Genomic DNA, 1423 nt, shown 5'->3' on the forward strand with positions numbered 1-1423 from the left:
CCGCTCCAGCCCTAATAGTGGTTTCGATGTTCTCAGCAAAGCTGGCTACAGTGGAGGCTTCAAAAAGGTTGCGCAAAGGCAATTCCACCTGAAAGGCATTGCGTACTCGCGAGATTAACTGGGTAGCTAAAAGAGAATGCCCTCCCAACTCAAAGAAGTTGTCGTAGATACTCACTTTTTCTAGCCCAAGTATCTCAGCCCAAATTCCCACCAACATTTCTTCTATGGGGGTTCGAGGAGCCGCAAAAGTGCCTTTCAGTTCGGTGGTTAAATCGGGTACGGGCAATGCCTCGCGGTTTAGCTTACCGTTAGGTGTTAGTGGTAGGGTCTCCAGAATCACAAATGCCGAGGGCACCATATATTCTGGTAGCCTGTTCTTGAGAAAACTACGTAATTCCTGGCTGGCAGATTCTGAAGGTAAATTGGTAACGACATAAGCTACCAAACGCTTCTCACCAGGGGAGTATTCTTGGACAATGATGACAATCTCTCGGACAATTGGGTGTTGCCGGAGTATTGCCTCAACCTCGCCCAACTCAATTCGATAGCCACGGAGTTTGACCAGAGAGTCAATGCGACCAACAAATTCAATGTTGCCATCATGCAAGTAACGGGCCAAATCTCCGGTTTTGTACAACCGCGCCCCTGGTTCATCACTCAAGGGATTGGGGATAAACTTTTCGGCGGTCAATTCAGAGCGGTTGAGATAGCCGCGAGCCAGACCCATACCACCAATGTAGACTTCGCCCAGCACACCGACGGGAACAGGTTGCAAGTAAGAATCAAGCACATAGACCTGCGTGTTTGAGATTGGTCGTCCAATGGGGACAGAAGTACTCAGAGTGGCAGTCTTTGTTAATGGGCAGCAACAAGCAAAGGTCGTGGTTTCTGTTGGTCCATAACCATTAATCAGGTGGCGATGTCCTGGTTGCTGGAGAAACTGTTTGACATGAGATAGGGATAACACATCTCCGCCAGCTAACAATTGGTGTACGCACTTTAACTTGTGCAATTGCTCATCTACCATCAGATGGAATAGACCCGCAGTTAGCCACAGTGTTGTGACGCCATATTGCTCAACAGCTTGTCCCAACTCTTGCAAGGAGGGGGTATGGGGGGGTAGAATGACCAACCGGGCACCGTGGAGCAGGCAACCCCAAATTTCAAAAGTGGAGGCATCGAAAGAAATAGGAGCAAGCTGTAAAAACACCTCTTGTACACTCAGCCGGACATAGTTGGGTGATTGAACTAAGCCCACCACACTGCGATGCATAGTACTCACACCCTTGGGTAAGCCTGTAGAGCCAGATGTATACATCACGTAGATGAGGTTGTCGGCTGTTACCCGGTTGAGCGGGTTAGTGTTGTTTTCTTGAGCAATGACCTGCCAATCTGAATTGAGACACAGAACTTGCAGCCACTG

General features: G+C 48.9%; 1 protein-coding gene. It reads right to left on the reverse strand.

What is annotated here, in order from left to right; all coding sequences use genetic code 11:
- A partial coding sequence (locus ACM0OZ_RS48795; protein WP_414590151.1) for an amino acid adenylation domain-containing protein occupies positions 1 to 1423 on the reverse strand: 1423 nt, incomplete at both ends.

This window comes from Scytonema sp. PCC 10023, from assembly GCF_963920835.1.
Classification (GTDB): Bacteria; Cyanobacteriota; Cyanobacteriia; order Cyanobacteriales; family Nostocaceae; genus Kalymmatonema.